At 42.9% G+C, this 3,122-nt stretch carries 4 protein-coding genes; all 4 read right to left on the bottom strand.

What is annotated here, in order from left to right; translation table 11 throughout:
* Window positions 1-149: 149 nt before the first annotated feature.
* Window positions 150-737 carry a hypothetical protein gene (locus QEH52_RS19195; protein ID WP_308952572.1) on the bottom strand — a complete coding sequence of 196 codons (588 nt, stop codon included), beginning with the start codon at window positions 735-737 and terminating at the stop codon, window positions 150-152.
* Window positions 738-819: 82 nt separating this feature from the next.
* Window positions 820-1,236: a hypothetical protein gene (locus tag QEH52_RS19190; protein ID WP_308952571.1), complete on the bottom strand. Its 417-nt coding sequence runs from the start codon at window positions 1,234-1,236 to the stop codon at window positions 820-822.
* Entirely contained in the window at window positions 1,233-1,703 is a 471-nt protein-coding gene (locus QEH52_RS19185) for a DUF4760 domain-containing protein (RefSeq protein ID WP_308952570.1), read from the bottom strand. The genes QEH52_RS19190 and QEH52_RS19185 overlap by 4 nt, the downstream gene beginning before the upstream one ends.
* A 312-nt stretch (window positions 1,704-2,015) precedes the next feature.
* Complete coding sequence (locus QEH52_RS19180; protein ID WP_308952569.1) at window positions 2,016-2,585, bottom strand: hypothetical protein; 570 nt, start codon at window positions 2,583-2,585, stop codon at window positions 2,016-2,018.
* Window positions 2,586-3,122: the final 537 nt, after the last annotated feature.

Genomic DNA, 3,122 nt, shown 5'->3' with positions numbered 1-3,122 from the left:
ATCGTCTTGCAACAGAGTCGTTGCAATAGAGGAAGAATGGAAGGCGATCGCTGATAGGAGAATTAGGATTTGTTTTTTCATTATTTAGCTAACGTAGAGGGGATGCATAGATGAGCGCCAGCGAAATCTATTGTCCATCTCCCGACTGGTTAGGTGTCATTTTGGGGATAGTCATACTCTAGGTAGGCTCGATCAGTAGAGCATAGGTTGCCATAGATAAACCATTTACTTTGATTGGGGTCGATGGCTCCGAAAATGTAAGCTTCCCTCAATTTTACGGAGTCGGGCAATTTTATCTCGTTCAGGTCTAATTCAATATTCCGACTAACCATTATGGCGACAACTAGATCCTTCGAATCTACGTATTTCTTTAAGCCTGCGATAATGCTCTCTAGGTCGATGTGAGGGTTTAACGATTCTGGTGGAAGGCGTTTTAGCTGTAGATCACTCAAGCCCATTCCCTTTTCACTGACTACACCAACTACAAAATCTCGGTCTTGGTCTTCGTCGTATAGAAATTTGACTTCACAACCAAGTGCAGTTCCTAAGCCGACGCAAAATAGTGCAGCTTCTCTTGATTCTCTGTAGATTTCTAGGTCTTGATTTTCTAAGGTTAGCTCTTTCTCGCTTTTCGCGATCTTCTGTAGAAATGGCTGCTTTTCGTATAGGCTAACCAGAAACTTCCTCGGATCGAGCCATTTGGAATCTCGATACTCTTTGATGCGTATTTTATCCATTTTTCTTACCTAACGTCAAGATGTGGCACGGAGTGAGTGAGGGACGAGCGAACGGAGTTGTCCACTATCGCCTGGTTGGGCCTCATTTTGCCTCGATCGACGACAGCCAATTACTGATCTGATCCTGTGCTATAATGAATATGATAATCAATAGTATCGAATATAGAAAGCTTGCGATTATTGAGGCCAATACGCTTGTCCAAAACGACTTCAATCCATTCTTTTTCACTCGAGGTTGAAGATAAGAAGTGCATTCCTCTTCGAACAAGTCTTCTGCTATCCTTAGACTAGCTGAAAGTTGTCCGTCAGAGAGCAAAGTGTCCTGAATAGCTTTAGCTTCTGCATCTGATATGTTACTCCCAGATGTCGCACCATTTTTTTTATTAACCAGCTCGATGAACTGCTTCTGATATTGAGCAAAGGCGATGTTCCTTATTATATCGTTTTTATGCTTCGTTTTGCAGAATTGATCAATTTTATCGAAAGGTTCATCACTCATGAGATCCCTCCTTCCTTGCTTTCCCATTTTCTGACAAGGAACTCGTAGTTCTCGTAGTATGATGGGGATGCATGTTCACTCCGCAGTCTGTAAATGTATTCCTTTAGAGTATGAAACGTATGCCTGAATAAATGATTCATGCTTTCCTTAACGATGTCCTCGTCAAAAATTCCCGACCGAACGCCAATAGATATATCCTCGCATAGACCCAAAAGCATGATGATTTCTTCTTTTTGAGAAGTAGTTAGGCTTCTATAGTCTTCATATTCGCTAATGGCTCGGATTTTCGAAGAGATCTTGAGGAAATTTTCATTTAGCGTGACACTTGAATAGGTTTCTTTTTTTATGGTCCAATCTACAAAGCGTGAGATATCCTTTCGGATCTTCATCAAAATGAAGACCGCAAGGGTTCCAGCATATACGACAGTAGCAGTCAGAAGAATTGAAATTGTATCTAGGAGAGGCATGGAGTTTTGTTTATATGCTGAATCTGTGTCTGACTTGTTAGTTTCTCAAGTTTTCTTTTTTTACCCAACGTAGAGTCTGAAAAAAACAGAATGCCGATCACACCAACAATGAACCATGTCGCTCCAAGAATGCCCCATGCGTAGGGATTTCTGTTCTTTCGATGTGCCAAAAATGCTGTGGTCAAGCCGAATGGTATCATGAGAATTATGAGCATTTTTTCTGTATATTCGTAGACGAGAGGAATAGATGAGCGCCAGCGAAATCTATTGCCTCGTCGGACTGGTTCGACCTAGACGGTCTTAGTGTTCAAATTACTCATCATCCACCCAGTCGTCTTCATCCCAATTTTCGTCGTCCTCTTCTTCCGAGTATTCATTTATCGAATTGATGGCTCCGTAGATGTCCTCGGAGTTCCTGAGAGGTAGGAATGCAATCCCTTTTACGTTCAAAAATACAAGAGCAGGGAAGTCATCCTGTGGATATCCCCAGACTTCGATTAGTGATATAGTAGAATCTCCAATTTTATGTTCAACGAGTCGAATGTAGCCCTCTGAATCTAGACTTTTGAATTCTAAATGGCTGACCCAAAAGTGACTATATGAAATACTCCCATCGTTTTCTATTTTGCACTTTCTTTCGAACACTGGCTTTCGATCACGAGAAAATGAGCTTGTGACCTCGATGTGGGTCTTGTGGTCGACGTATTCAATGGAAATTTGGCAATTCTCTAAGATTTGATCATCAAAAGAAAAACTCACATTATACCTGTTGCCTAATTCTCTTTCATATGAGGCATGAAGTGAGGGCGCTAGTGGCGCCTGCTTAAAGGCTTGGAAATTAGCTAGATCTTTTAATTCGTCGATTGATCCTATTCTATTCATTTCTTTTTTTGGTGTGCTGCATGCCGACGTTAAGAAGATTATTGCTATTAACGGCAAACTCTGGAGGTAGCAAAATTTCATTCGTCGAACGGAGAGGCCAGGCACCCAGCCTGAGGGTTTCGGATTGGTGAGGGTTATCGGATTTCTAGCGCGTAAAATGGGTTGACCTGTGCCGTCTGGATATGGCCGCAGGCCGTGGTGGTGGGGGAGTCCTGAATGGTGATCTTCATCGCTGGCTGTGGCTGTCTGGATTTCTTCTTCGGTTCAATTGCCGACTCGGCTTCGTGCTTCGGGGGGATTCTATCTTCTCTTACCCCTTAAAGCTAATCTAATCGGCTTCGGTTCGTCGATTCAATTTTCTTTCCCATATTCGGTGAGGACTGGCACCCCAGCCTGAGTGATTAGTAGTTCAAGTGGTTGTCGAAGATCCGGCGGCGTAAACGGGGTTGACCAGCTCCGACTGGATATAGCTCCCAGAGTGCCCAACGGCATCAAATCTGACAAGCGCTTCTTCTTCCTTTCGAACTTGTATTTTCC

The sequence above is a fragment of the Thalassobacterium maritimum genome (assembly GCF_031127805.1).
Lineage (GTDB): Bacteria > Verrucomicrobiota > Verrucomicrobiia > Opitutales > Coraliomargaritaceae > Thalassobacterium > Thalassobacterium maritimum.
This window is presented reverse-complemented; position numbering and strand designations above follow the sequence as displayed.

Coding starts and splice junctions, on each gene's coding strand:
- QEH52_RS19195 (WP_308952572.1), bottom strand. CDS start 737: ATGGATAAAATACGCATCAAAGAGTATCGAGATTCCAAATGGCTCGAT.
- QEH52_RS19190 (WP_308952571.1), bottom strand. CDS start 1,236: ATGAGTGATGAACCTTTCGATAAAATTGATCAATTCTGCAAAACGAAG.
- QEH52_RS19185 (WP_308952570.1), bottom strand. CDS start 1,703: ATGCCTCTCCTAGATACAATTTCAATTCTTCTGACTGCTACTGTCGTA.
- QEH52_RS19180 (WP_308952569.1), bottom strand. CDS start 2,585: ATGAATAGAATAGGATCAATCGACGAATTAAAAGATCTAGCTAATTTC.